Origin of the sequence: Actinoplanes sp. GCM10030250, assembly GCF_042666575.1 — a bacterium.
Taxonomy (GTDB): Bacteria; Actinomycetota; Actinomycetes; order Mycobacteriales; family Micromonosporaceae; genus Actinoplanes.
In genome coordinates, this window is sequence record NZ_JBHTDO010000039.1 from 22,853 (window position 1) to 46,913 (window position 24,061).

Below are 24,061 nucleotides of genomic sequence, written 5' to 3' on the forward strand. Positions count from 1 at the left end.
CCGGGCACCCCGCTCGCGTCCAGCTGGTTGGCTCGGCTGGTGCTGAGTGGTGCTTTTCGCGGCCGGGCACCCCGCTCGCGTCCAGCCGGTCGGCTCGGCTGGCGCTGAGTGGTGCTTTTCGCGGCCGGGCACCCCGCTCAGGCCCAGCTGGGTGGCTCGGCTGGCGGCGGTGTTGTTTTGCGGGGCGGGGGCGGCGCTTGGAGCCAGGTGGGCGGGATGGCGGGCGCCGGGGATTGTCGGACCCTCGTGGGATGCTGCGCGGGTGAAGGTGGAGTTCGAGTCGGAGTTGTGGATTTGGGAGGCTCGGCGTGACGAGAGCTGGACGTTTGTCAGCCTGCCTGCTGACGACTCGGAGGAGATTCGGGACCTCACGGCTGACCAGCCGCGCGGGTTCGGCTCGGTGCGGGTGCGGGTGACGATCGGCACCAGCAGTTGGGCGACGTCGATTTTCCCGGACAAATCTCGGGGCGCGTATGTGCTGCCGGTGAAGCGTGCCATCCGCACTGCTCAAAAGCTGAAGCCGGGCGATGTCGTCACCGTCACCGTCGAGTTGGTTGACCTCTGAAGAGGGGGAGCGAGTCGGCTGACCGTTGAAGAGGGGGAGCGAGTTGGCTGACCGTTGAAGAGGGGGAGCGAGTTGGCTGACCGTTGAAAAGGGGGATCAGGCGGTCCAGAGGCCGGTCAGGGCGGTGATCAGGGCGTCTGCGGTCTGGGACCAGGTGGTGTCGGCGGTGTTGTCTTCGAGGGCGCGTTCCAGCTCGGCGCACATGTGTACGACCAGGAGCCGCGTCATGTCGGTGCGCTGACGCTGGACGACTGGCGGGAGAGCCGGGACGCGGAGGGTGATCTCGCGGAGGGTGAGCTGGGTGGATGGGGTGGCCAGGGCCTCCTCGGTGATCACGTTGCGGAGGGCCGGGTCCGTGTTGGCCTGGGCGGCGAAGCGGGCGTACCAGCTCGGCCGGTCGAGGGCGGCGAAGTGGTCGGTGATCGGCCGGACCAGGCAGGCGGTCCAGCCGGTCAGGGTGGCGGGTTCGCCGGTGGCGGCCAGCAGGGCGATCCGGCGTTGCTCGATGTCGGTGTTGTGCGGGCGGACGATGGCGCGCATCAGGTCCGGCCGGGACCCGAAGTGGTAGGCGATGACCGAGTTGTTGGCCTGCCCCGCGGCTTCGCTGATCTGCCGGTTGGAGACGGCTGCGACGCCGTGCAGGGCGAAGAGGCGTTCCGCGGTCACCAGAATCCGCGCCCGGGTGCCATCGCCGCGACTGGGCGGGGAAGCGGCGGGCGGAGAGGCGGCGGGCGGGGAAGCCGCGGGCCGGGTTCTCATCCTTGTCATGTTAAGAGGGGCGTCTTAGATTGACGAGGGTCACTATCTAAGGGAGGGTTCCCGTGTCTTCAGACCTGCCGGAATACCCGTTTCCCCAGCCCACCGCGCTGGAACCGCCGCCGGAGTGGGCCGAGCTGCGAGCGAAGTGCCCGGTCGCCGAGGTGCGGCTGGCCAGTGGTGACCCGGCTCTGGTGCTGACGCGCTACCAGGACGTACGGCAGGTGCTCAGCGATCCACGGTTCACCCGGCAGCTCGACGCCGACGGGGCCGCGCGGGTCACCGCCAACGAGTCCGGGGGCGTGTTCGGGGCCGAGCAGAGCGATCTGCCTGCCGCCGGTGACGGGCATCAGCGCTGGCGGCGCCTGGTCGGACGGTATTTCACCGCCAAGCGGATGGCCGCCATGCAGCCGCGGATCGCCGCGATGGCCGACCAGTTGGTCGACGGGATGGTTGCCGGTGGTGGGCCGGCCGACCTCGTTTCGGCGTACGCGTTCCCTCTGCCTGTGTGGGTGATCTGCGATCTGCTCGGTGTGCCCGACAGTGACCGGAACCGGTTCTCCTACTGGTCGGACACGATGCTCAGCCTGAGCCGATACAAGCAGGACGAGATCGACGCCGCCATGCTCGAGTTCGGCGAGTTCCTGTGGGCGCACATCGAGGCGAAACGCGCGAATCCCGGCGACGATCTGATCAGCGATCTGACCGCGGTGGCCGACGCGGACGACGGGCAGTTGTCCCAGCTGGAGTTGATCGGCACCGCGCAGGGCCTGCTGATCGCCGGGCACGAGACCACCGCCAACATGATCGGCAAGATGGTCGCGATGCTGCTCGCCGAGCGCAGCCGCTGGGAGGAGTTGCTGGCCGAGCCGGCCCTGGTCCGTACGGCTGTCGAGGAGGCGCTGCGCTTCGACGCCAACCCGGGTTTCGGGATGCCGCGTTACCTCACGGCCGAGATCGAGGTCGCCGGTACGACGCTGCCCGCCGGCACCACGGTGGTCAACAGCATGGCGGCGGCGAATCGGGACGAGAAGGCTTTCGAGAATGCGGCCGAAATGGACCTGCGTCGCGTACCCAATGCGCATTTGTCGTTCGGGGCAGGACCGCACTCGTGCATCGGGCAGGCATTGGCGCGCACGGAGTTGCAGACCGCGCTGACCGTGTTGCTGAACCGGCTGCCGGAGTTGCGGCTCGCTGTTCCGGTCGAGGAGTTGCCGCGACGGGAAGGGCTGCTGATCGGCGGCCTCGACCAGGTGATGGTCCGATGGTGACCGGGATGGTGGTGACCGGGATGGTGGTGACCGGGATGGTGGTGACCGGAATAGGGGTGACCGGGACGGGGGTGACCGGGATGGGGGTGACCTTGTGCGAGGGCTGACGGACAAGAGCGTCGTCGTTTGCGGCGGTGCGACCGGAATCGGCGCGGCCACCGCACAGCGTCTCGCCGCGGAGGGCGCCCGGGTCATCGTCGGCGACCTCAACATCGCCGGCGCCAGCCAGACGGCGGAGAGGATCGGGGCGGCCGGTGGTGTCGCGGCGGCGGTCGCGTTCGACCTGGCCGACGAGGCGTCGATCGGTGCGCTGATCGATCGGGCGGTGAGCGAGTACGGCACCGTGCACGGCCTGTTCAACGTGGGTGCCGACCTCTCGCCGGAGACCCTGGGACGCGACGGCGACCTGCTCGAGATGGACCCGGCGGTGTGGCGGCGCACCTTCGAGGTCGACCTGCTCGGGTTTGCGCTCGCCTGCCGGGCCGTCATTCCGGTCATGCTGGCGAACGGCGGCGGCGCGATCGTCAACACGTCGTCGCTGGCGTCCTGTGTCGGTGAGGCGACGCGTCCGGCGTACGCCGCGGCGAAAGCCGGAATCAATGCTCTCACCAGGCACGTCGCCTCCCGCTGGGGCACGGAGGGTATTCGCTGCAACGGTGTTTCTCCCGGCCTGGTGCTGAGCGAGACGGCACTGGCCACCATGAGCGACGAGTTCAAGAGCTTCGGGCTCGCCGCCACCCACAGCACCCGCCTCGGACGCCCCGCCGACCTGGCCGGCACCGTGGCGTTCCTGCTCTCCGACGACGCCGAATGGATCAACGGCCAGACCTGGTCGATCGACGGCGGTGCCACGTTCCACGACTGAGAAACGAGGGGTGGCTGACCGTGCACATCACCGTCGACCAGGACAAATGCTGCGGCGCCGGCCAATGCGCACTGCTGGCGCCGGACGTCTTCGACCAGCGCGAGGACGACGGCATCGTCCTGCTGCTGGACCCGGATCCCGCCGAACCGCTGCACACCATCGCCCGCGAGGCCGCCGCGGTCTGCCCGGCCGGCGCCATCACCGCGGACGACACCTGATCGAAATCGCGTTGAGGTCGACCGGCGCTACCGCCAAACCTTCATCTCACCGCCGGGTATCCACCGGTCATTCTTGGTGGAGACCCATTTTGTACGCCCGACGCAAAGCTCTCCACTGTCCACGCGACAGCATGCAACGCGAGGCCGCAGGGCGGGCTACGGCGGTAGTGGTGGGTCATTGTCCGATGGACACCGGCCACTCACCCGTGACGCAGGACGGCGACGTATTCGGAGTGCTCATCCAGCAGGCGCGCCGCCGCACCGGCACCGGTCTCCTCGCCGATCGTGATGGTCGCCAGCCGCAGGCCGGTGCCCTCCAGCAGCAGCGTCAGGTCGGCGGGCGAGTAGCAGCGCAACATCTGGCTGATCTTCTCGTCCGGTTTCGCGGCTTCCCACCAGGTGTCGGTAGCGGTGTTCGTGACCGGGTCGAAGGTGGTCAACTCGTACAACTCGTGGGCGTAGCCGCGGGCCGGATCCGGTGTGCGATGCGAGAGGTCGTCGTGCCAGCGGGCCCAGACGAACGGGTTGCAGACGTCGATCAGGGCGACGCCGTCCGGTCGCAGCCACTCCGAGGCGATCCGGCGGAGGAGTCTGCGCTGGTCGGCGTCCGAACCGACACCGAAGCCGTTCCAGTACGAGACTACGTCGAACGAGTCGTTCAGCCGTACCCCATAGAAGTTGTCCTTGACGACGGTCAGCGAACCGGGCGCCACCTCGGTGTCGAAGCGATCGGCGAAGCCGGCGCGATCAGTGATCTCGATCGCGGTGACCGTGTGCCCGGCTTTCGCGGTGGTGGCGGCAGTGGTCCCGTAGCCGGAGCCCAGCTCCAGCACCCGCAGCGGTGCGGTACCGGCGTGTTCGTGCAGGACACGCACCCGCCGGTGATCGCGGTCGGTGATGCGCGCCTCGGCCGGACCCCACCAGGAGCCGGTCCGCGAATAGAAACCCTCCACCCAGTCCATGACGGAAGTCCACAGCGCCGGCCCGCCACCGGCAACCGAGTTCGGGCGGGCCGCCGTAAGTGGGCCGCCGCAAGCGGGCCGGCACAGCTGGATTCCAGCGGGGTTGCGCAGCTGGGTTCAGGCGGGGTTGCGCAGCTGGGTTCAGGCGGGGTTGCGCAGCTGGGTTCAGGCGGGCTGGTCGGCGGGGTGGCGTAGGCCGGGGTGATCGGCGGGCAGGGTGCGGCGGATGACCCACCAGCTGACGGCGAGGCAGGCGGCTACCAGGGGCCAGGTGAGGGCGATGCGGGCGGCGGTCAGTTCCATGACCAGGCCGGCGGAGTAGAGGGGCAGGAAGATCGCGACCCGGATGACGTACTGCATGACCCAGACCCAGCTGCCGCGCGAGTACGCCTTGAGCAGTGCCGGATCGCGCCGCCACCGGGTCCGCTGGCCGAGGACGGCGCCGACGACGATGCCGAGCAGTGGCCAGCGGATCACGATGCTGACGATCCAGGCCAGGGCGCTCGCGGCGTTGCTCAGCAGTTGGAGCAGGAAGAAGTCTTCGGCGTGGCCGGTACGCAGGGCGATCAGCGCGGCCACGCACACGCCGAGGAGGCCGATCAGCACGGCGCGCGGTTTGTCGCCGGTGCGCAGCCGCCAGAGGGAGATCCCGGCGGCGCAGGCGACAGCAGTGCCCGCGCCGGCCCAGATGGAGTGTCCGGCGATCAGCCAGCCGGCGGTGAACCCGGCAGCGGGCAGTGTGGCGTCGATCGCCGCTCGGCGCCCGTTGAGCAACTGCGTGAGCGATTCCGGCTCTGCCATCTCCACCCTGTCTGTCGAGGTTAGGGGAGCCTAACCCAAGACCGGGTCATCATCGTGGAGCCGTGTCACCGGCCGAACGCTGGGAGCCGACGTGCTCCGGTCGTCAGCCCACTCACCGTGAGCGGGGTCGAGGCCGTTTGCCGTTGTGCGGAATGTTGGCGCTGTGCTGACCACCACGAGATTCCTCAATCCCACACCGCTCGCCCAGCAAACGACCCAGCCGGCCACCGAGCGTCACCAACGGCACCGACCAAGCCTCAGCGGGCGGCGGGCTGGAACAGCTCGATCAGGTTGCCGGCCGGGTCGGTGAGCAGGATCTGGCTGCCGCCGGGACCGCTGACCACGTCCCCGGTGAAGGCCAGCCCTTCGGCGCGCAACCGCTCCACCTCGGCGCCGAGGTCGTCGAACACCAGGTGCACACGGTTGCCCCCGGCGGTGCGGGCCGACTCGGGAGTGGCCCGGGCGCCGGAGCTGGCCGGTCCGGACAGCAGCAGCCGCAGCGGGCCGCGGAACACCTCGGCGAAGGCGGGCCCGGCGGCGGCTCCGGTGGTGAAACCGAGGTGGCCGGTGTAGAAGGCGACGGCCGCGGGGACGTCGTCGACGAGGTAGCGGACGCTCGCGTACTTGTCGTTCGTGGTCATGGCGAGACCTCCTTGAACAGGGGTAGCAGGTTTCTGACGCGAATATCGATGTCCGCGGCGGCGCGGGCGACTGCCGGGTGGCCGCTCGGCTCCGGAACGCTCCAGTGCACGCGCCGTGGATCGCCGGGGAAGTCGGGGCAGGATTCGCGGGCCCGGTCGCAGAGGCTGATCACGTAGTCGAAACGCCTGCCGGACAGGGTGTCCCAGTGCTGTGGGTGCTGTCCGGTCACGGTGATGCCGTACTCCTCGCGCAGGACTCGCACGGCGTCCGGATGCAGCCCGCCGGTGCGGGGCCGGTTCCCGGCGCTGGCGACGTCGACCCGCCCGCCGGTGTGGTGGCGGAACAGCGCCTCGGCGATGGGGGAGCGAACGCTGTTGCCGGTGCAGACGAAGAGCACCCGGCCGCCGGCAGCGCCCGGCAAGGATGGCCGGAGCGCCGGGTGAAGGAGCGCCCCGGCCTCGGTGAGCGCGCCGGAGCAGCGGTCCAGATCGAGGTGGTAGAAGGTGTCCCGGCCGTCGAAGCTGCTGCGGTTCGTGGTGACCAGCCCACCGTCGCGCAGGAGCCGCAGGTGGTAGGAGACCAGGCTCTGCGGCTCGCCGGCGAGGGCGACCAGATCGCGGACCCGAAGGTCGCTCGCGGCCAGCTCGATCAACAGCTGCCACCGCAACGGGTGCGCGGCCAGCCTGACGAACTGGGGCGGTGGCGGATGAGACGCCATGACCGCACGATACATCAAATCAGTTTGATGAAATATGGGCGGGACTAGGATCGGCGACCATGTATGAAGCTCCTGTACGGCCGGCAGCGCCCATGGTGGTCAAGATCGCGGCCGGCGTGGTCGCCGCACTGGCCGTGGTCAACCTGTTCCGGATCGGGGTGCAGGTGCCGCTCACCCTCGCCGACGACAAGTGGAGCTCGGGTGCGAAAAGCGCCTTCCTCGTGCTCAACGTCATCGCCGCCCTGTTCTCGATTTTCATGCTGGTGCTCGCGCAGGCCCTGTGGCGCGGCCGGATGTGGGCGTGGGTGACGCTCATCGTGCTGGTGAGCCTGGCCATACCGGTGGGCGCGATCTTCCTGCTGCCGCAGCTCATCGCCGGCGAGTTCCCCTGGGTCGGGCTGGCCATCGTGGTGCCCTCGCTGGGGTTGCTGCTCGCGCTGACCGTGCCGCCCTCGGCACGCCGTTACATCCTGCGGAAGCCGGCTCAGCCGGTCGCGTATTGAGGCGGAGCACACCTGGCAAATCGGGTGACAACCGCACCCGTCGATGGGCAGCATGGCCATCGTGGATGTACGGGGGCCCGGAAAGTACCTGTGGTGGCTGGCGCGGCAGTGCAAGGGGCGGGTGGCACTCGGCGCGACGTTCGGGTCGCTCTGGTTCGTGAGTATGGCCGTCACGCCGTACCTGATCTCTCAAGCGATCGATCAGGGCCTGCGACCGCGCAGCGTGCCGGCGCTGCTCGCCTGGTCGGCGGCCGTGCTGGTGGTCGGCTTCGCCACCGCCGGGCTGGGCATGATGCGGCACCGCAACATGACGAAGTTGCGGCTGGAGGCCGCGCTGATCACCGCCGATGTGGTGATGAGCCACGCGACCCGGCTCGGTGCCGCCCTGCCGCGCCGGGTCACCACCGGCGAGGTGGTCACGATCGGCATCTCCGACGTGTGGACGATCGGCCGGGCGATGAACGTCGGCGGTGTGGGTGTGGCCGCGCTGCTGGCCTGCACGGTGATCGCGATCCTGCTGTACCGGACCACGCCGGTGCTGGCAGCCGTGGTTCTGGTCGGTGTGCCGGTGCTGGCCCTGGTGGTCGGGCCGCTGCTGGGCCGCACGCAGCGGGCCGGATCCCGGTATCGGGAGCGGCAGGGCGTGCTGAACAGCCGGCTCGTCGACATCCTCGGCGGGCTGCGGATCCTCAACGGACTCGGCGGCAAGGAGGCCCACCTCGAGAGGTACGAGCGGGAGTCGGCCGAGGTGCGGGAGCAGGGCTACCGGGTGGGTAACCCGTCGAGCTGGATCGGCGCGCTCGGTGACGGGCTGCCGGTGGTGTTCCTCGCGGTGGTGATCTGGCTGGCCGCACGCCTCGCGGCGGCCGGTGAGCTCACCGTGGGTGAGCTGGTGGGGGTGTACGGCTACACCGCCATGCTGGTCATCCCGGTGAGCGTCTTCATCTTCTGCGGTTTCGACCTGACCCACGGTCTGGTGGCCGCCCGCCGCGTGACCGCCTTCCTGCGGCTGCCCGTGGCGGACCCGTCCGGCGCGCACGCTCCCGGCGGACCGTCCGTCCTGATCGACCCGGTCTCCGGTGTGGTCGCCGAACCGGGCCGGCTCACCGCGCTGGCCGGTGCCCGTCCCGCCGACGCCGCCGAGGTGCTCGACCGCCTCGGCCGGTACGGCGCGACCACCGCCACCTGGGACGGCCGCCGCCTCGACGGGATCGCGCAGGCCGAGGTCCGCGACCGGATCCTGGTCGCCGACAACGACGCCGATCTGTTCGCCGGCACGCTGCGCGAGGTGGTCGCCGGGCGTCACACGCCGGACGACGACCGGGTGCGCCGCGCGATCGCCACCGCGGTGGCCCACGACGTGGCCGCCGACCTGGACCGGCCGGTCGAGTGGGGCGGCCGCAACCTCTCCGGCGGCCAGCGGCAGCGGCTGCGGCTGGCCCGCGCGGTCTACGCCGACCCGGAGACGCTGCTCGCCGTCGAGCCGACCTCGGCGGTGGACGCGCACACCGAGGCGGCGATCGCGGAACGCCTGACCACGGCGCGGTCCGGTCGCGGCACCGTGCTGGCGACGACCTCGCCGGTGCTGCTGGACCGGGCCGATCAGGTGCACTACCTGGTGGCCGGCCGGGTGGCCGCCTCCGGCACACACCGCGACCTGCTCGCGGCCGAACCCGGATACCGAGATCTGGTGACCCGAGTGTTCGGAGAAGATCAGTGACCGCCACGCTCCCGATCGCGGACCAGCGGATGGTCGCCCGCGCCGCCGCCCGGATGATCGCCGCCGACCGCCGTTCCGTCGCCCTGCTGATCACGCTAGCCTCGCTGGGTGCGCTGGCCGGCCTCGGCGGTCCCTGGCTGCTGGGCCGGGTGATCGACACGGTCGCGGGCGGTGCCGGTGCCGGGGCCGTCGACCGCCTGGCGCTGGCGGTGCTGGGCTGCGCTGTCGCGCAGATGATCCTTTCGAGGTACGCGCTACGCCTCGCCTATCGTGTCGGCGAGCGGACCGCCGCCCGGATCCGGGAGCAGTTCGTCCGGCGGGCGTTCGGCCTGCCCGCCGCCGTCATCGAGCGAGTGCCCGCCGGCGACCTGGCGGCCCGCGGCACCACCGATGTGGACGAGGTCGCCACGGCCCTGCGCGACGTGTTGCCGACGATCTTCATCGCCGTCGTCCACCTGCTGTTCATCGCCGCCGCGGTGCTGGTGCTGAACCCGCTGCTCGGTGGGGTGGGCGTGCTCGGCCTGTCCGGGATCTGGTTCGTCACCCGGTGGTACCTGCGGGTGGCGCGGGACGCGTACCTGGCGGAGGGTGCGGCGAACTCGCGGCTGGCCGAGGAGCTGTCCGCGACGACCGGCGGCGCCCGTACGATCGAGGCCTTCAGCCTCCAGGACCGTCGCCTGGCAGCGGGCCACGCCGCCCTCGCCGAGACCCGGCGGACCCGGCTGGCCACCCTGCGCCTGCGCAACGTCTTCTTCCCGCTGGCCGAGTCCTCCTACGCGATTCCGACAGTGCTGGCCCTGCTGCTCGGCGGCCTGCTCTACATCGACGGCGCCGTCACCCTCGGTACGGTCGGCGCGGCCGTCCTCTACCTGCGCCAGATGGTCGGCCCGCTGGACACCATCCTGATCTGGATCGAGCGCCTGCAGAGCAGCAGCGCCTCGTTCTCCCGGGTCGAGGGCCTGGCCGCGGTCCCGCCCGCCCCGCCCGTCTGCATTGAGTCCCCGCGCGACGAGGTGATCGAGGTGACCGGCGTGCGGTACGCCTACGACGAGGGCCGCGACGTGCTGCACGACGTGGCGCTGACGGTCCGGCCGGGGGAGCGGCTGGCGATCGTCGGGCTCTCCGGCGCGGGAAAGTCCACTCTGGGCCGCTTGATCGCCGGGGTGGACCGGCCGTCCGCCGGCACCGTGACGGTCGGCGGGGTGCCGATCGCCGACCTGCCGCCGGACGAGTTGCGCCGCCAGGTCGTGCTGGTCACCCAGGAGCACCACGTGTTCCGGGAGTCGCTGCGCGACAACCTGATGGTGGCCGCACCGGACGGCGAGTTGGGCCGGGCGCTGGCCACCGTGGGCGCGGACTGGGCCACCGATCTGGACCGGGACCTCGGCGAGGAGCCCCTCGACGGCGCGCAGGCGCAGCAGCTGGCGCTGGCCCGGGTGGTGCTCGCCGATCCGCACACGGTGATCCTCGACGAGGCGACAGCGCTGCTCGACCCGACCGCCGCGCGGACCGCGGAACGGGCGCTGGCGGCGGTGCTGCACGAGCGTACGGTCATCGCGATCGCGCACCGGCTGCAGACCGCGCACGACGCCGACCGGGTGGCCGTGATGGACGACGGCCGGATCATCGAGCTGGGTACGCACGACGAGCTCGTGGCAGCCGGCGGCCCCTATGCGGCGCTCTGGAACTCCTGGCACGGCGAGCCGGCACTACGGAATTCCTGACATTTTCCTGAACCGGTCCAGTTCCGAAACTTCCGACGTCCCGCAATTTCTCGCGATGGGCGTTCCACGCCTTGACTGCATAGATGGGTAGCTATACGTTACGCCTGCGCTATCGGATTGTTTCCGAAACTTTCGATGCCGGGAGGCGTACCCCACATGCGAAGCTTCCTCGCGAGCGCGTCGGCTGTCCTCGTCGCGCTCACGCTCGTCCCCGCAGTCTCATCCCCACCCGCAGCCGCCGCCTCCCCGGGCAGCGGCAGCTATCTGAGCACCCGGCCCGGACCGGGCAGGTTCCCCCTGGTCGCCGGAAGTTCCGGCGCCCCGATCGTGGCGTCGGCGAACGATCACGCGGGTGTCCTCCGCGTGATCGGCGATCTCCAGTCCGACCTGCACGCCGCCACCGGCGTGCGGCCCGCCACCGTGACCGGTGACATCCCGGCCGGCAAGAACCCGGTCATCGTCGGGACGATCGGCCGCAGCACCCTGATCGACCGCCTCGTCTCGTCGGGCAGGCTCGACGTCCGCGGTGTCGCCGGTCGCTGGGAGACCTCGATCCAGCAGGTCGTCGAGAACCCGCTGCCCGGCGTGCGCCGCGCGTTCGTGATCGCCGGCAGCGACCAGCGCGGCACCATCTACGGCGTCTACGACGTGTCCCGCAAGATCGGCGTCTCGCCCTGGCGCTTCTGGGACGACGTGCCCGTCCCGCACGCCGACGCCTGGTACGCGCTGCCCGGCCGGCACACCCAGGGCACGCCGAAGGTCAAGTACCGCGGCTTCTTCGTCAACGACGAGAACCCGGCCACCGGCACCTGGGCACCCGGCTACTTCGGTCCGGGCAAGGCACCCGGCTTCACCGCCGGGCTCAACGCCAACTACTACGCCCAGGTCTTCGAGACCATGCTCCGGCTCAAGGCCAACTACCTCTGGCCCGCCGTCTGGGGCCGCGCGTTCGCCGAGGACGACCCGCTCAACCACGCCACCGCCGACCGGTACGGCGTTGTCATGGGCACCTCGCACGAGGCGCCGATGATGCGCGGCATCGAGGAGTGGAACCGGCACGCCAAGGCGGCGGTCCGCGACGCGAACGGCGAGATCATCACGCCCGGCAGCGACCCGTACGGCGGCACCGGCGAGTGGAGCTTCCGGCGCAACCGCGACGCGCTCGTGCAGTACTGGCGCGACGGCGCACGGCGGATGAAGGAGCAGGGCTTCGAGGGTGTCATCACGCTCGGCATGCGCGGCAACGGCGACGTCAGCCTGCCCGACGGTGACGGCATCGACCTGATGAGCACGATCATCGAGACCCAGCGGGAGATCCTGCGCGAGTTCGGCCTGCAGGACGCGCCCCAGGTGCAGACCCTCTACAAGGAGGTGCAGCGCTACTGGGACAAGGGCTACCAGCCGCCGTCGGACGTGACAGTCGTCTTCTGCGACGACAACTGGGGCAACATGCGGAAGCTTCCGCATGCCGGTCTGCCGCAGCGCGACGGAGGGTACGGGCTGTACTACCACTTCGACTACGTCGGCGACGGCCGCAACTACAAGTGGGCCGACACGGTCAACCTGGTCAACACGTGGGAGCAGCTGAACCTGTCGTACAGCAAGGGTGTCGACAAGCTCTGGGTGGTCAACGTCGGCGATCTGAAGAACGAGGAGCTGCCCACCCAGTTCTTCCTGGACTACGCGTGGAACCCGGACGCGATTCCGCTGTCCGGCATCAACGACTGGGAGCGGCGGTACGCGGCCGAGAACTTCGGGCCGGCCCTGTCCGCCGAGATCGCCGAGGTGCTCAGCGAGTACTCGCACCTTCAGTCGAGGCGCAAGCCGGAGCTGCTGAACCGGCGGATCACCGGCGAGGGCACGACGGTCATCTACGACGACGAGGGCAACCCGTACAGCCTCACCGACTATCGCGAGATGGACCGGGTGGTGGCCGAGTGGCAGCGCCTGGCCGCCCGCGCCGACCGGATCCGGCACCGCGTCCCGGCGGCCTGGCAGGACGCCTATTACCAGCTGGTCGACTACCAGGTGCAGGCCACCGCCAACATCTACGAGCTGCGCCGCGCCGAGTTCACCAACATCAAGTACGCGGGGGAGCAGCGGGCCGCGACGAACGACCTGGCCGCGGAGGCGGAGGCGCGTTTCGCCGAGGACCAGGCGATGAGCGATTACTACAACACCGAGCTGGCCGGCGGGAAGTGGGCGGGCTGGCAGACCCAACCCAAGATCGGGTACGGCAATGCCGCTCGCTACAACAACGCGGCGTGGCAGCAGCCGCAGACCGACAACCACGTCGCGCTGCCTGACGAGATCTACCCGTACCTGAAGCGGATCGAGGTGCCCGCCGCGGCCGCCATGGGTGTCGCCCTGGACGGCGGTGACGACGACACGCTGCCCGAGTTCAGCCCCTGGCAGTCACAGCCCCGGCAGTACCTGGAGGTCTACAACAAGGGGACTACGCCGTTTTCGTACAAGATCACCGCGGGGCAGCCGTGGGTGAAGGTCACGCCGGCCTCGGGACGGGTGGACAAGCAGGTCCGGGCCACCGTCTCGGTCGACTGGCATCGGGCACCCCGGGGCACTTCCTCCGTACCCCTCACGATCGAAGGCGCGGGAAGCACGAAGGTCGTGCGGGCCCCGGTGCGTAACCCCGCGCTCAGGCCGCAGGGTTTCGCGGAAGCGAACGGTTACGTCGCGATCGACGCGGCGCACCACGACCGCCGGACCGGCAAATGGCGGGTGCTGCCCGGCATCGGTAAGAACAGCGACGGGCTGACGCCGCTGAGCGAGGGCGCGAAGCTCGAATACCGGATGACGCTGACGACGACCGGGCCGGTCAGGGTGTCCGCGCTGCTCTCGCCGCGCAACAACGTGCTGCCGACACCGGGACTGCGGTACGCGATCTCGATCGACGGCCAGGCTCCGCAGACCGTCGACATCATCGCCGCGACGGGTGCTGACGACACCGGGATGAACCGGCAGTGGGCGCGCAACACGTCCGACAACGTCAACGTCACCACGACCACGCACACGATCGACCGGCCGGGGACGCACACGCTGACGTTCTGGGGGGTCGACCCGACGGTGATCGTGCAGCGGCTCGTGGTCGACACCGGCGGCGTGAAGTACAGCTACCTGGGCCCGCCCGAGAGCCGGAGGTACTAGCCATGCGCCGACGTACCGTGCTCGCCTCCGGCGGGGCGGCCGCCTCCGCCGTCCTGCTCGGCCGCGGAATGCAGACGCACCCGCGCTGGGTGCACACCTGGACCGCGATGCCGCAGCTCACCGAGCCGCACAACCTGCCGCCGGTACCGTTCACCGGAACCGACTCGGTGCTGGTGGACACCACCCTGCGGCAGACCCTGCGGGTCTCGGTCGGCGGGCGGCAGCTGAGGGTCCGCTTCTCCAACGCGTTCGGCGGGTCCGACCTGCCGATCACCGGTGCCGCCGTGGCCCTGCCCGCGGGCGGGCTGTCCGGGGTGGCCGACATCCGGGCCGGCACCTCCCGGCCGCTCACCTTCGGCGGGAGCCGCTCGGTGGTGGTACCGGTCGGTGCGCAGATCGTCTCCGACCCGGTGGACATGCCGGTGGCGGCCGAGACCACCCTGACCGTCACCACCTATCTGGCCGCCGGGCAGGCCACCCTGTCGCTGACGTCGCATCCGGGCTCGCGGACGACGTCCTGGCTGATCAACGGTGATCAGCTGGCGGCGACCACGCTGACCGGGGCCACCCCGACCGATCACTGGTATCTGATCAGCGGCGTCGAGGTGACCGCCTCGGCCACGAACGGCCTCGTCCTGCTCGGTGACTCGCTGACCGACGGCCGCGGCTCCACCACCAACGGCAACGACCGCTGGCCCGATCAGCTGCTCGCCCGGCTGCGCGGGCGTGAGGTGGCGGTGCTCAACCAGGCGGCCGGCGGGAACCGGGTGCTGCGCGACGGGCTCGGGCCCAACGCGCTGGCGCGGCTCGACCGGGACGTGCTCTGCGTCAGCGGGGCGACCTGGCTGCTGGTCTTCGAGGGGGTCAACGACATCGGCACGGCTGAGGCCACCCCGGCGGCCCAGCTGCACGTGGTGGCGGAGCTGGTGGGCGCGTACCGGCAGATCGTGATGCGCGCGCACGCGCAGGACCTGACGGTGTACGGGGCGACGCTCACCCCGTTCGGCGGCAACATCTACGACGACCCGTCCGGCCTGCGGGAGAAGGCCCGGCAAGCGGTGAACAACGCGATCCGGGGCCGGCTCTTCGACGCGTACGTGGACTTCGACGCCGCCGTGCGAGATCCGGCCGAGCCGCGGCGGCTGGCACCGGCGTACAACGTCGGCGACCACCTGCACCTGAATCCTGCCGGGTACGCGGCGCTGGCCGCCGCCGTGCCCCGCCGCCTGCTCCAGCGGCCTTCTCCTTAAGTCGAGCGGCACCGAGCCGATGGGGGCGGGGTTGACGGATCCCGCCCTCGGAGGTGAACGCCCATGAACAATGCCGCACGGGCTGCCGCCATCCGCTCCGGAGCGGTGTACTGCTGCCTTCCCATGCTGCTCACCGCCGTCTATGCGGCGGCGACCTGGGGCGCTCCGCACCGTGGCGCGATGCTCGCCGTGGTGGGTGCCGTCCTGGCCTCGACCGGGCTGGCCATGCTGGTGGCGACCCGGATCGCCGGGTCGAAACGGTGGATGATCCCCCAGCATCTCGGTGCGGTCGGCAACCTGGCCGGCTACGTCGCCCTGGCCCTGCTCGACGGCGGGATCGGTGGCCCGCTCGGCACCTTCATCCCCACGTCGACGGTCCTGCTGGCCACCGTGCTGCTACCCCGTGCCTTCGCTGTCGTCCTGGCGCTCAACACCGTCGGCTACGGCATCGTCGTGGTGTACGGCGACCCGGCACCACCCGGCTACTGGCTGGTCCACATGCTCGCCTTCGGCGCCGCGGCGGTGCTCTGCCTGCGGCACTCCATGGTCCTCGCGTCGCTGCGCCGCCGCCTCGCCGAGAGCTCCCGCACCGACCCGCTCACCGGCGCCCTCAACCGCCGCGGCTACGACCAGCGGATCGCTGCCGAGCTCGCCGCCGACCGCCCGGTCACGTTGGTGCTGCTCGACCTCGACCACTTCAAGCAGGTGAACGACGCACACGGCCACCGCGCCGGCGACGACCTGCTCGCCTGGGTGGGCCACGAGCTGCGGGCCGCGGTGGGCGGGCGCGGTGTGGCCTGCCGGCTCGGCGGCGACGAGTTCGCGCTGATCCTGCCCGGCGTCGACGGCGACGCGGCGGCGGGAATCGTGGACGCGGTGCGGGCCCGGCTGCGCGACGGTGCGCCGTCGAGCCTGGGGTACGCGACCTACCCGTACGAGGCCGGCGACGCGGACGTGCTGGCGAGCGTCGCCGATCGCCGCCTCTACGCGGACAAGGCGGCCCGCGAGCGCAGCGCGCCGACCGCCGAGCAGGTTCGCGTGGTCCGGAGCCTGCTCACGGCGGGACCCTCGGCGACCGTTTCCGGACGGGAACGACGGCGGCACTCGATCGCCGACCCGGGCTGGATGGCCGTGGCGCAGACCTCCGTCGCCATGGTCTACATCGCGCTCTTCACCGCCGGGCACGAGCACCGGGCCGAGATGCTGGCGATCTGCCTCTGGGGGTTCGGCACCGGCCTGGCGGTCGTGCTCGGCGCGGACTGGCTGAGCCGGGCGCGGTGGGCCCGGCCGCTGATGCTGGCGTTCGCGGTCAGCTCGTTCGTCGGCTGCGGATCCATCGCGCTGCTCGACGGCGGGGTGAGCAACCCGCTCGGCGCCGGGATGCTGATCGCCATCCCGCTGCTGGTGCTCGGCATGCGGCCCCGGGTGGCGGTGCCGGTCGCCCTGGCCGCCGGTGCGCTGTACGTGACGGTCGGCGTGGTCGGTGGCGACGCCGGAGCCTGGTACGTCGTGACCAACCTGCTGAGCACGACCGCCACGTCGGCCGCCTGCGCGCTGCAGGGACGGGCCGCCGCCCGGCAGCGCCGGATGCTGACCAGGCTCTCCTCGGCCGACGTGCTCACCGACGTGCTCAACCGGCGCGGCTTCGGGGAACGGTTCACGGCGGAGATCGCCCAGGTGCGGCGCACCAGCGGTGCCGCGGCACTGCTCGTCGCCGACCTGGACGGGTTCAAGCAGCTGAACGACGCGTACGGGCACGCGGCGGGTGACGAGCTGCTGCGCTGGGTCGCGGCGACGATGCGTGAGCAAGCCCGGCCGGAGGATGTGGTGGGCCGGCTCGGCGGGGACGAGTTCGTCCTCCTGGTCCACGGTGACTTCGTGGCCACGGCCGAGAAACTGCGGGCGGCACTGGGTGCGCGGACCGGGGTGAGCCTGGGTCTCGCGGAGCTCGACCGGGACGGCGACGATTTCGACAGCCTGTACGCGGTTGCCGACGCCCGTCTCTACCGGGAGAAGGGTTCGCGGCGCGCCGCGGTGGATGAAACGGCCCGGGAACGGGAAACCATGCTGGGATGACGGACGAATCGACATTTCAGCCGCCGCTCTCACCGGACCCGCCGGCGCCTCCCGGCCAGGAGGATCTGCGGGTGCCCGACCTTCCGCTGCCTTTGAGCGAGGAGCGGGAGATCCCTGAGGACGCCGGAACTGACGAGGCGACGGATTAGTCGCCGGCGCTGGGCTTGAAGGCGCCCGCCGCACTGTGGCGGCCCGGGTGCGGGCCGCCACTGATGTGGGCCTTACTTCTTCTTGGCCTTCTTGCTCTTCTTGTCTTTCTTGTCCTTCTTCGACTTCTTCGCCATGGTGAAGCCCCCTTTCGCGGGGTCGCGATGATTCGCAACCGGAAATTAACCTAAGCGGCCATCGTGTGGCCTGTCATCCAACGCAAGGTGAACTAACTGTGTGTTACGACATGTAGGCGAAGGTCGATGCCGCTGCTATCACGCGCGTTTACTCGCGGGCACCCAATAAGGCAATGGGCCGTTCCCGAGTGGCCGACAGTGAGGTGAAAACGCTGGTCAGCGACGTTGCGGCGAGGGTCAGAACGGCCACGCCGGCAAGCAGGAGCCAGGGCGGATCGAGCGTCGCCGTGCCGGTCACCGCCTCGGTGGTGCGCACGATTGACAGAGAAGCGACAGTTGCGGCGGCCAGCCCCAGAATGACGCCGGTCATTGTGACAGCCGTCGACTCAGTGAGTGCCGACCGCACCACCTGAATGCGGGAGAGGCCGGTCACCCGGGCCTCGGCGAACTCCCGGCGGCGTGCGGCGGCGCCGATCACGACCGCGTTGACCACGCCGACCAGGGCGTACAGGCTGCCGAGGCCGAGGATCAGCACCATGATCTTGTCGCTGGTGGAGCTCCTCTCCCGCGCGTCGGCGGCGAGCCACCTGTCGACGGTCGTGACCCGGCCGTGCGCGGCGAGCGCCGCCGACACCGCGGACCGGTCCGCACCGTCCTGAAGCCGGACGAGCGTGGTGCTCGGCGCCGACGCGAGCATGGCCTCCGGCACCCGATCGCGCGGCATCAGCACATCCGGGCCACCGCTCAGCGCCACGGGCACCACTCCGGTCACCGCCACCTCGCCCAGGTCCAGGTCCGGCAGCTCGATCCGGGCACTGCCGGCGCCGATGTCACCGCCCGGCCCTCCGGTGATCCCGTGCAGCTCGCTGCCCGGGTGCACGGCCGCGTACGCCGCCGGATCCACCACCAGCACCGAAATCGTGTCGGACTCCCACTCCTCACCGTCGAAGAACGCCGCCCGGCCCGGGATCGCGATCCCCGCCGAGGCCGCGGCGACCCCGGGCACGGCTGCCGCCCGGTCGCCGATCGGGCCCGCCGACTCGACCACCAGATCCGCCGAGATCAGGCGGCGCTGCTCGGCGATACCGGCCGTGGTGAACGACGTCGACACGCCCGCCTGCCCCACCACGAGCGCGACCAGCACCATCACCGGCGCGGCCACCGAGGCGCTGCGCCGCCGCCCGTCGCGCAGGTTCGCCCGCGCCAGGGAGCTGAGCGGGCCCGGTACGGCCGGAATCAGCCGGGCCACCGCCGGTACGAGCAGCGGGCTGAACGCGGCGACCGCCACCGCGGCGCAGAGCGGGGCGTTCATCGCCATCGCCATGCCGCCCGCCGGGCCGCCGTACGGGGCGACGATGATCAGAGCAGCCGCACCGGCCAGGAAGAACAGCCCGGCGACCCACCGGCCCGCGGTCATCACCCGGGCCGCTTCGCCGCTGTCGCGCAGGGCCTCCAGCGGGCGCACCCGGGCCGCCCGGTGCGCGGCGGTCATCGCGCCGGACACCGCCAGCACCAGCCCGGTCCCGATCGAGGCGCCGATGATCCACATCCGCCACTCACCGCGGAAGCTGTCCGGGACGAAACCCATCGTCCGCATCAACCACGACTGCACGGCCATCACGCCCAGGCCGGCCGGGATGCCGAGAGCCGCGCCGAGCCCGCCCAGCAGCACCGCCTCACCGAGCAGCAGCCGCCGCAGCTGACCCCGGCTGCCGCCCACCAGTCGCAGCAGCGCCAGGTCACGGCGGCGCTGGTCGACGGTGAAGGCGAACGTCGAGCTGATGATGAAGACCGCCAGGAAGGCGGCGCAGCCCATCACCACACCGAGCATCGAGACCGACGCCGCCCGCGCGTCGTCGAACAGCATCCGCCCGGCGGCGTCCAGGCCAGGCGGTGGGTCCATGGTGGCGGCGGTGATCAGCAGGAGCAGCGAGGACTGCACCAGCGCCACACCCAGGCACACCGAGAGCACCGCGCCGGCGAACAGCGGCATGCGCTCGGCCAGGCCCGCTCCACTCATCCGCAGCATGTGAATGCTCCCCTCGTGCGCGTTTCCGGCCACTTCACCCGTTGCATCTGAGCTCGTTGCATCTGAGCTCGTTGCATCTGAGCTCGTTGCATCTCAGTGCTCCCAGGCGGCGAGTCGTTCGGCGACCGCGTGGATGTCCGCTCCGGCCATCCGGTCGACCACCCGGCCGTCGCGGAGGAAGACGATGGCGTCGGCTTGCGCCGCCGCGGCGGGGTCGTGGGTCACCATCACGATGCTCTGTCCGGCGTCTGCCATGGCACGCAGAAGATCGAGCACGGTACGGGCGGACGACGAATCCAGAGCGCCGGTCGGCTCATCGGCGAACAGCACCTCGGGCCGGGTCACCATGGCCCGGGCGATCGCGACCCGCTGCTGCTGACCGCCGGACATCTCCCGCGGACGGTGCCGCACCCGGTCAGCGAGCCCGACCGCGGCGAGCACCCCGCGCACCTCGGCCCGGCCCGGGCTGCGGCCCGCCAGCCTCAGCGGCAGCGCCACGTTCTGCTCGGCGCTCAGCGACCCGATCAGGTTGAAGCTCTGGAAGACGAACCCGATCCTGGTCCGCCGCAGATCCGTGAGCGCGGCGTCGCCGGCCCGGGTGATGTCGGTACCCCCGACCACCACCTGCCCGGAGTCCGCCCGCTCCAGCCCGGCGGCCAGGTGCAGCAGGGTCGACTTGCCGGAGCCGGACGGCCCCATCACCGCGGTCCACCCGCCACGGGGCAGGTCCAGATCCACGTTGTCGACCGCCCGTACCGCGGCACCCCCGCGCCCGTAGGTGCGCGTCACCCCGCGCAGCGAGACCGCCGCGGTGGTTCCCACTGTCGTCGTCATGCCGTTGACGCTATGGATTCGGGCGGCCGGAATCGCTGACGCCTGCACCCGGGTTCCAGGGGGAGAAAACCCTACCCCTGACCACCCCGGGCGCCCATCTCACCGACCGTCAGCGCCAGCGATTCGCCGGTCAGGGTAGTTCGACGATTTCGCGGCCGAGGGGCCACAAGGCGGCCGGGACCAGCTTGAAGTTGGCGATGCCGAAGGGGATGCCGATGATGGTCACGCACTGGGCGACGCCCGCGACGATGTGTGCCAGCGCGATCCACCAGCCGGCGACCAGGAGCCAGACGATGTTGGCGATGCCGGAGGGTACGTTCGCGCCGGGGCGGTCGACGATCGTGCGGCCGAAGGGCCACAGGGCGTAGACGGCCAGCCGCAGTGAGGCGACGCCGAACGGGATCGTGACGATCAGCAGGAAGCAGATCAGGGCGGCGAGCCCGTACCCGAGGGCCAGCACGAAGCCGCTGCCGAAGATGAACCAGAGGACGTTGAGGATCAGTCTCACCGGTTCAGGGTGACGGGTGCCCGCCACCCCGAACCGGTGAGGGCCGTTCAGCCGGCGAAGCGGGGCTTCACCGTACGGTCGCTGTCCCGTGCCGGCAGCCGGAGCAGCCGACGGCGCTCAACCCGGTCCAGCTGTTGAGGTCCGAGCTGGTGGCCGTCCACACCCCGCCGTTGGTGTATTTGTCGACGTAGATGCGCCAGCGGCCGTCGTCGAGCCGGACCAGCGACGGGCCCTCGTAACCGGAGGACCACAGGGTGCCCCGGTTGACCCAGCCCTCGTAGAGGTTCGCCGTGGTGGTCCAGTGCTCGATGTACTTGGTCGTCTCGTTCTTCGTGAAGGCGTGCCAGGTGCTGCCCGACTTCACCACGAAGGTGTCGATGTGGTTCGTGCCGAGACCCCACATCTGCGAGGGGCCGCTCCAGGAGGTCAGGGCACTGTTCTGGGCGGTGTAGACGTACGGGCGGAAGCACCACGCGCAGGCGGTCGAGGCGACACTCGTGATGAGCCGGACGACGCCGTTCTCCACGTAGAACTCGGGGGCCCACGTGTAGTTGGCGCCCGAGATGCCGGCCGGCACGCTGGCGACGTTCGACCAGGACGTCAGGTTGGTGCTCGTCGCGATGTTGAAGTAGGTGGAGTTCGTCGTCCAGGACTGCACCGTGTACGCGATGTAGTAGCGGTTGTTGTACTTGAGGATGCTCGGATCCCGCAGGACGCCCGTCGGTCCCCGGAAGTTGGTGTCGGAGAGCACGCTGTAACTGGTGCCGCCGTTCGTGGACTGGTAGATCCACAACTCCTGGTCGGCCGCACCGTCGCCCTTGAACGTGGAGTAGATCAGCGTGGTCGCGGCACGCGCGGGCTGCGGCGCCACCAGGGCACCGAGCAGTACGGCGAGCAGGGCGATCAGGGAACGTTTCATAACGCCTCCGGTGAGCGCTAACAGGGTCTCGACTAGCGGACGAGAGACCGGCCGGCCTCGATCGCGGTCAGTCCGGCGACGAGAGTGAGGATGAGGACGGAGAGGGTGAAAATCGTCCGGTGGACGAGTTTCCGGTGCTGCGTGGGCATGGCGCTCCCCTTCGTGCCGCGAAGGCGCGGCAGGACACGGGATGGCGGCTCACGTTTCCCGGCGGTGGCGCGGTGCCGGCGAGCCGATGGCGGGGGGCGGGTGCGCGAATGGCCCGAAACGCGTACCCGGACTTCATGTTTCGTCTATGTTAACGATCACAACATTGCTGTCAAGACACGTCGATGCAACCGACTGCCGCCGAGCCCGCGGTCAGCGAGGATGGACGCGACCGGGGGTGCGGCGGAGGGCGGGACAGTGCGACTGGATGTGTCAGGCACGTCGGTGATGACGTTCGACGACAACTCGCCGGTGCGGGCCGCCTCGGCGATCGCGCCCTTCGGCGACGGCTGGCTGGTGGTCCAGGACGACGCCTCGCACGCGGCCTGGGTACGCCCCGGTTCCACCACCGCGGTGCGTGTGGTGGAACCGGTCGAGGGCTATGACGTGTTCAGCACGGACGCCGGCACGAAGCACCTGAAGCCTGACTTCGAGGCGGCCTGCGACGTCGGCTCGGGTGTGCTGCTGCTCGGCTCCGGATCGTCCCCGGCCCGCATGCGTGCCTCTCTGGTGCGCCTCGGCCCGTCCTTCACCGTGGCGGACCTGACCCCGCTGTACCGCGCGGTCGCCGCCGCACTCGGCCTGCACGAGGACCAGCTGAACCTGGAGGGTGCCTGCCTGGTCGGTGATCGGCTGCGCTGGTTCCAGCGGGCGAACCTGGCCGCCGGGGCGCCGACGGGCAGCGTCGACGTCGATCTTGCGGGGCTGCTGGCCGCACTGACCGGCACCGGCGAACCGGACGCGATCGCAGTGGGTGCGGTGCGACGCTACGACCTGGGCGCGATCGACGGTGTCGCTCTGGCGATCACCGACGCGGTGGCGTTGCCCGGCGGCCGGGTGCTGGTCAGCGCCGCCGCCGAGGACACCCCGAACGCGGTGGACGATGGCCCGGTGGTGGGCGCGGCGGTGGCACTGCTCGACGACGACGCGGTGCTCGCCGTCGCCGCGCTGCCCGCCGCCGACAAGGTCGAGGGCCTGGCAGTCGCGGAATCCCGGGCCGACGGCGTGCGGCTGGTCGCGGTAGTCGACGCGGACGACCCCGACGTGCCGTCCCGGCGCCTCGACCTGCGACTGACCTGGTGACCGCGGCTCTGACCGCCCGTGGCTGAGCCGGTGACCGCGACCGCGGCCGCGATCCGTGCATGCGGCCGGGATGCGGCGCCTGTTCAGGAGACCAGCGTGACCAGGCCGGAGTCGAGGTCGTAGCGGGCGCCGGCCACCACCGTCTGGCCTTGCTCCACCTTCTCGCGGACGATGTCGCTCTGCTCGACCACGGCGGCCACCTGGGCGCGGATGTTGGCGCGCACGGAGAGGTCGACCGCGTCGGGGGAGTTCACGTACGGGGTGACGATCGGGCGGAGCGCGTCGACGATGGCGGCGATGTGGCCGGGCGGCTGGGTGCCGGTGCGGACCGCGTCGATGGTGGCGGAGACGGCACCGCAGCGTTCGTGGCCGAGGACCAGGAGCAGGGGCGGGACGAACTCCTCGAGCGCGTACTCGATGCTGCCGAGCAGCAGGTCGTCGACGATGTTGCCGGCCACCCGGTCGTCGAACAGGTCGCCGATGCCCTGGTCGAAGATGATCTCGGGGGAGACGCGGGAGTCGGCACAGCCGAGGATCACCGCGAACGGGTGCTGGCCGGCTGCGACCTCACGTACCCGATCCGGGGTTTGGTGTGGGTGGCGCGCGTGACCGGCGGCAAAGCGCCGGTTACCGGTCAGCAGTTCGTTGATCGCGGCCCGGGGGGTCGCCGGCGGCCTTGCCGTGGCGGTGGCCGACCCGGCCAGGGCTAGCGAACCCGCAACGGCGCCGCCCGCGGTGAAGAGCGCGCGGCGGCGGAGTGATGACTCCAGCATCGGATCTCCAAAGTATCGAGGGATGCCGAAATCCTTCTCCGGTCCGGGCGCGCGGCCTAGACATCTATCGTGATCATCACATGGCCGTAGGATGTATTGAATCGTTCCACCGCATCCGTTGACCGCCGCACAACCAGGCTGACAGGATGCGTGGGAATGCGCTTTCCGGCAGGCTGAAACCTGGCGTC

General features: G+C 70.7%; 22 protein-coding genes. 12 read left to right on the forward strand and 10 right to left on the reverse strand.

From position 1 onward, the window contains the following. Positions 1–262 precede the first annotated feature (262 nt). A complete protein-coding gene (locus ACFQV6_RS36025; protein WP_378032160.1) occupies positions 263–565 on the forward strand; it encodes a DUF1905 domain-containing protein in 303 nt (100 codons plus the stop codon). A 96-nt stretch (positions 566–661) separates the two neighbouring features. Here ACFQV6_RS36025 and ACFQV6_RS36030 read toward each other — a convergent pair whose 3' ends face one another. Then, positions 662–1,324 carry a TetR/AcrR family transcriptional regulator gene (locus ACFQV6_RS36030; RefSeq protein WP_378032161.1) on the reverse strand — a complete coding sequence of 221 codons (663 nt, stop codon included), beginning with the start codon at positions 1,322–1,324 and terminating at the stop codon, positions 662–664. A gap of 62 nt (positions 1,325–1,386) precedes the next feature. Between ACFQV6_RS36030 and ACFQV6_RS36035 the strand changes: the two genes are divergently transcribed. The 3 genes from ACFQV6_RS36035 to ACFQV6_RS36045 all read left to right on the forward strand — a co-directional run bounded on the left by ACFQV6_RS36035 (position 1,387) and on the right by ACFQV6_RS36045 (position 3,675). Continuing rightward, positions 1,387–2,592, forward strand: coding sequence for a cytochrome P450 (locus ACFQV6_RS36035; RefSeq protein WP_378032162.1), 1,206 nt, complete (start codon positions 1,387–1,389; stop codon positions 2,590–2,592). 94 nt (positions 2,593–2,686) lie between these two features. Continuing rightward, the gene (locus tag ACFQV6_RS36040; protein WP_378032163.1) at positions 2,687–3,457 is read left to right on the forward strand and encodes an SDR family NAD(P)-dependent oxidoreductase; all 771 of its coding nucleotides are present in this window, start codon (positions 2,687–2,689) and stop codon (positions 3,455–3,457) included. Positions 3,458–3,477: 20 nt separating this feature from the next. Next, on the forward strand, positions 3,478–3,675 hold the full coding sequence (locus ACFQV6_RS36045; RefSeq protein WP_378032164.1) for a ferredoxin: 198 nt from the start codon (positions 3,478–3,480) through the stop codon (positions 3,673–3,675). A 200-nt stretch (positions 3,676–3,875) separates the two neighbouring features. Here ACFQV6_RS36045 and ACFQV6_RS36050 read toward each other — a convergent pair whose 3' ends face one another. The 4 genes from ACFQV6_RS36050 to ACFQV6_RS36065 all read right to left on the reverse strand — a co-directional run bounded on the left by ACFQV6_RS36050 (position 3,876) and on the right by ACFQV6_RS36065 (position 6,798). Further along, positions 3,876–4,637, reverse strand: coding sequence for a class I SAM-dependent methyltransferase (locus ACFQV6_RS36050; RefSeq protein ID WP_378032165.1), 762 nt, complete (start codon positions 4,635–4,637; stop codon positions 3,876–3,878). A gap of 165 nt (positions 4,638–4,802) precedes the next feature. After that, positions 4,803–5,438: a DUF3159 domain-containing protein gene (locus tag ACFQV6_RS36055; RefSeq protein WP_378032166.1), complete on the reverse strand. Its 636-nt coding sequence runs from the start codon at positions 5,436–5,438 to the stop codon at positions 4,803–4,805. A gap of 257 nt (positions 5,439–5,695) precedes the next feature. Then, complete coding sequence (locus ACFQV6_RS36060; protein ID WP_378032167.1) at positions 5,696–6,079, reverse strand: VOC family protein; 384 nt, start codon at positions 6,077–6,079, stop codon at positions 5,696–5,698. Further along, entirely contained in the window at positions 6,076–6,798 is a 723-nt protein-coding gene (locus ACFQV6_RS36065) for an ArsR family transcriptional regulator (RefSeq protein WP_378032168.1), read from the reverse strand. Before ACFQV6_RS36065 ends, ACFQV6_RS36060 begins: the two co-directional genes overlap by 4 nt. A gap of 59 nt (positions 6,799–6,857) precedes the next feature. Here ACFQV6_RS36065 and ACFQV6_RS36070 point away from each other — a divergent pair, with 59 nt between their 5' ends. The 7 genes from ACFQV6_RS36070 (at position 6,858) to ACFQV6_RS36100 (ending at position 17,385) form a co-directional block, all read left to right on the forward strand. Continuing rightward, the gene (locus ACFQV6_RS36070; RefSeq protein WP_378032169.1) at positions 6,858–7,301 is read left to right on the forward strand and encodes a hypothetical protein; all 444 of its coding nucleotides are present in this window, start codon (positions 6,858–6,860) and stop codon (positions 7,299–7,301) included. 121 nt (positions 7,302–7,422) lie between these two features. After that, positions 7,423–9,021: an ABC transporter transmembrane domain-containing protein gene (locus ACFQV6_RS36075; RefSeq protein WP_378032224.1), complete on the forward strand. Its 1,599-nt coding sequence runs from the start codon at positions 7,423–7,425 to the stop codon at positions 9,019–9,021. Between the two features lie 29 nt (positions 9,022–9,050). Then, on the forward strand, positions 9,051–10,745 hold the full coding sequence (locus ACFQV6_RS36080; protein WP_378032225.1) for an ABC transporter ATP-binding protein: 1,695 nt from the start codon (positions 9,051–9,053) through the stop codon (positions 10,743–10,745). 156 nt (positions 10,746–10,901) lie between these two features. Further along, positions 10,902–13,910 (forward strand): glycosyl hydrolase 115 family protein, encoded by a 3,009-nt coding sequence (locus ACFQV6_RS36085; protein ID WP_378032170.1) that lies wholly within the window; start codon positions 10,902–10,904, stop codon positions 13,908–13,910. A gap of 2 nt (positions 13,911–13,912) precedes the next feature. Then, positions 13,913–15,160: an SGNH/GDSL hydrolase family protein gene (locus ACFQV6_RS36090; protein WP_378032171.1), complete on the forward strand. Its 1,248-nt coding sequence runs from the start codon at positions 13,913–13,915 to the stop codon at positions 15,158–15,160. Positions 15,161–15,223: 63 nt separating this feature from the next. After that, positions 15,224–17,236 carry a diguanylate cyclase gene (locus ACFQV6_RS36095; protein WP_378032172.1) on the forward strand — a complete coding sequence of 671 codons (2,013 nt, stop codon included), beginning with the start codon at positions 15,224–15,226 and terminating at the stop codon, positions 17,234–17,236. Next, positions 17,233–17,385: a hypothetical protein gene (locus ACFQV6_RS36100; protein ID WP_378032173.1), complete on the forward strand. Its 153-nt coding sequence runs from the start codon at positions 17,233–17,235 to the stop codon at positions 17,383–17,385. Before ACFQV6_RS36095 ends, ACFQV6_RS36100 begins: the two co-directional genes overlap by 4 nt. Before the next feature lie 283 nt (positions 17,386–17,668). On the opposite strand, the gene ACFQV6_RS36105 is transcribed toward ACFQV6_RS36100, so the two are convergent. The 4 genes from ACFQV6_RS36105 to ACFQV6_RS36120 form a co-directional block, all read right to left on the reverse strand. Beyond that, positions 17,669–19,549 (reverse strand): FtsX-like permease family protein, encoded by a 1,881-nt coding sequence (locus ACFQV6_RS36105; RefSeq protein WP_378032174.1) that lies wholly within the window; start codon positions 19,547–19,549, stop codon positions 17,669–17,671. A 93-nt stretch (positions 19,550–19,642) separates the two neighbouring features. Next, complete coding sequence (locus tag ACFQV6_RS36110) at positions 19,643–20,383, reverse strand: ABC transporter ATP-binding protein (RefSeq protein WP_378032175.1); 741 nt, start codon at positions 20,381–20,383, stop codon at positions 19,643–19,645. A 130-nt stretch (positions 20,384–20,513) separates the two neighbouring features. Then, on the reverse strand, positions 20,514–20,891 hold the full coding sequence (locus ACFQV6_RS36115) for a YccF domain-containing protein (protein WP_378032176.1): 378 nt from the start codon (positions 20,889–20,891) through the stop codon (positions 20,514–20,516). A gap of 67 nt (positions 20,892–20,958) precedes the next feature. Then, on the reverse strand, positions 20,959–21,810 hold the full coding sequence (locus ACFQV6_RS36120; protein WP_378032177.1) for a family 43 glycosylhydrolase: 852 nt from the start codon (positions 21,808–21,810) through the stop codon (positions 20,959–20,961). A gap of 405 nt (positions 21,811–22,215) precedes the next feature. On the opposite strand from ACFQV6_RS36120, the gene ACFQV6_RS36125 reads away from it, so the two are divergent. Further along, positions 22,216–23,100: a DUF6910 family protein gene (locus ACFQV6_RS36125; protein ID WP_378032178.1), complete on the forward strand. Its 885-nt coding sequence runs from the start codon at positions 22,216–22,218 to the stop codon at positions 23,098–23,100. A gap of 83 nt (positions 23,101–23,183) precedes the next feature. Here ACFQV6_RS36125 and ACFQV6_RS36130 read toward each other — a convergent pair whose 3' ends face one another. After that, positions 23,184–23,873: a carbonic anhydrase gene (locus ACFQV6_RS36130; RefSeq protein WP_378032179.1), complete on the reverse strand. Its 690-nt coding sequence runs from the start codon at positions 23,871–23,873 to the stop codon at positions 23,184–23,186. Positions 23,874–24,061 lie beyond the last annotated feature (188 nt).

Excerpts from the sequence above, each read along its gene's own strand:
- ACFQV6_RS36060 (WP_378032167.1), bottom strand. The coding sequence starts at position 6,079 with ATGACCACGAACGACAAGTACGCGAGCGTCCGCTACCTCGTCGACGAC.
- ACFQV6_RS36120 (WP_378032177.1), bottom strand. The coding sequence starts at position 21,810 with ATGAAACGTTCCCTGATCGCCCTGCTCGCCGTACTGCTCGGTGCCCTG.
- ACFQV6_RS36080 (WP_378032225.1), top strand. The coding sequence starts at position 9,051 with ATGGTCGCCCGCGCCGCCGCCCGGATGATCGCCGCCGACCGCCGTTCC.
- ACFQV6_RS36110 (WP_378032175.1), bottom strand. The coding sequence starts at position 20,383 with ATGACGACGACAGTGGGAACCACCGCGGCGGTCTCGCTGCGCGGGGTG.
- ACFQV6_RS36130 (WP_378032179.1), bottom strand. The coding sequence starts at position 23,873 with ATGCTGGAGTCATCACTCCGCCGCCGCGCGCTCTTCACCGCGGGCGGC.
- ACFQV6_RS36050 (WP_378032165.1), bottom strand. The coding sequence starts at position 4,637 with ATGGACTGGGTGGAGGGTTTCTATTCGCGGACCGGCTCCTGGTGGGGT.
- ACFQV6_RS36030 (WP_378032161.1), bottom strand. The coding sequence starts at position 1,324 with ATGAGAACCCGGCCCGCGGCTTCCCCGCCCGCCGCCTCTCCGCCCGCC.
- ACFQV6_RS36100 (WP_378032173.1), top strand. The coding sequence starts at position 17,233 with ATGACGGACGAATCGACATTTCAGCCGCCGCTCTCACCGGACCCGCCG.
- ACFQV6_RS36085 (WP_378032170.1), top strand. The coding sequence starts at position 10,902 with ATGCGAAGCTTCCTCGCGAGCGCGTCGGCTGTCCTCGTCGCGCTCACG.
- ACFQV6_RS36095 (WP_378032172.1), top strand. The coding sequence starts at position 15,224 with ATGAACAATGCCGCACGGGCTGCCGCCATCCGCTCCGGAGCGGTGTAC.
- ACFQV6_RS36055 (WP_378032166.1), bottom strand. The coding sequence starts at position 5,438 with ATGGCAGAGCCGGAATCGCTCACGCAGTTGCTCAACGGGCGCCGAGCG.
- ACFQV6_RS36105 (WP_378032174.1), bottom strand. The coding sequence starts at position 19,549 with ATGCTGCGGATGAGTGGAGCGGGCCTGGCCGAGCGCATGCCGCTGTTC.
- ACFQV6_RS36070 (WP_378032169.1), top strand. The coding sequence starts at position 6,858 with ATGTATGAAGCTCCTGTACGGCCGGCAGCGCCCATGGTGGTCAAGATC.
- ACFQV6_RS36065 (WP_378032168.1), bottom strand. The coding sequence starts at position 6,798 with ATGGCGTCTCATCCGCCACCGCCCCAGTTCGTCAGGCTGGCCGCGCAC.
- ACFQV6_RS36090 (WP_378032171.1), top strand. The coding sequence starts at position 13,913 with ATGCGCCGACGTACCGTGCTCGCCTCCGGCGGGGCGGCCGCCTCCGCC.